1 pseudogene is annotated in these 1,309 nt (G+C 63.2%); it reads left to right on the forward strand.

Annotated elements, in window-relative coordinates:
* Window positions 1–1,309 (forward strand): annotated as a pseudogene (locus YH3_RS36395) (hypothetical protein); the annotation flags it as partial.

The following is a 1,309-nucleotide window of genomic DNA, read 5'->3' on the forward strand; positions in this document are numbered from 1 at the left end:
CCCGCCATCAGAGCGCCGCGAAAGAGCTTTTCGCGGCCATCCTGTCCGGCCCACTACCGCCAGGAGAGCAGCGCCTGGCCGTAGGCACCGTCACGGCCCTGTTTCCCCAGATCAAACGGTTCCTGATCTGGGCCGATGACACCCGACCCGGAACCCCGTTGGCCGCCCTGACTCCCGAGATGCTCGAGGACTACGCCATCTTCCTGCTCTCCGATGTGCCCAACACCGGCCACCGCGAGAACGCCCGACGCGCGGTTCGCATGCTGTGGCGGTATCGAAGCGCAATTACCGAGCCACTCAACTTCGACCCTCAATACGCAGCCGAGGGCTGGTCTCGGCAATCGCGCTCACGCGCGGAGAACATCACCCCGCGGATCCCCGAGCAGGTACTCGGTCCTCTGATTTCTTGGTCATTGAGATTCGTAGACGATTTCGCGCCCGACATTCTGACCTCGCTCGCGCTCAGGGGGCCGATCAAGGACCGGCCAAAGCCTTCTGCTCTCGGCCGAAATTCCGGAGCACACGCCGCACTGGTGGAAGTCCTCGATCAGTACATCCGAACCAGGCAGCCGCTTCCCGGCACGAGGCGAGGCGTGAACAGATCACTCCTTGCCGCGCAGGCCGGCATCAGCGGCATCCGGCGGCCTGAACAGTGGGAATCGATCGCCGCTGCCGAGAAGCTTGTCGGCGTCGATCCGCACACGTGGTTTCCCATCACTATCTCGGGGCGACTCGACGGAGAGCCGTGGACCAACGGGATCTGCGCGAACAATCATCCGAGCAGGTCCGCACGAGTGCTCTCCCGGATGCTCCTCACTGCCTGCTATGTCCTTGTTGCCTATCTGTCCGGCATGCGCGAAAGCGAGGTCAAAAGCCTGCGGCCCGGCTGCGTCACAGTCCGTCGCAGATCCGATGGAACCCCATACCGATGGACAGTTTCCGGCACCGCTTTCAAGGGCGCCAAGGATCCACACGGCGTCGACGCTACGTGGACAGTCGGCGCGCCAGTGGCCCGCGCCATCGACGTTCTCACCGAACTACGCAGGCCCGGCGCCGAGTACTTGTTCACCTTTCTCACCCAGTCGCGCGACGAAGCCAGCGGTTTCCGCCCTAATCGGGTTTTCACTACCTGTGCCACCAATGTGCAGCTCAACGATCTGTGCAACTGGATCAACAACTACTGCGCCGAACACGGACGCACCGATATCGTTCCCACGGTGAACGGCGCACCATGGATCCTGTCCACGAGGCAGTTCCGACGAACCCTTGCGTGGTTCATTGCCCGACAACCTGGCGGAGCCGTGGCGGG

Source organism: Rhodococcus sp. YH3-3 (assembly GCF_001653035.1).
GTDB lineage: Bacteria > Actinomycetota > Actinomycetes > Mycobacteriales > Mycobacteriaceae > Rhodococcus_F > Rhodococcus_F qingshengii.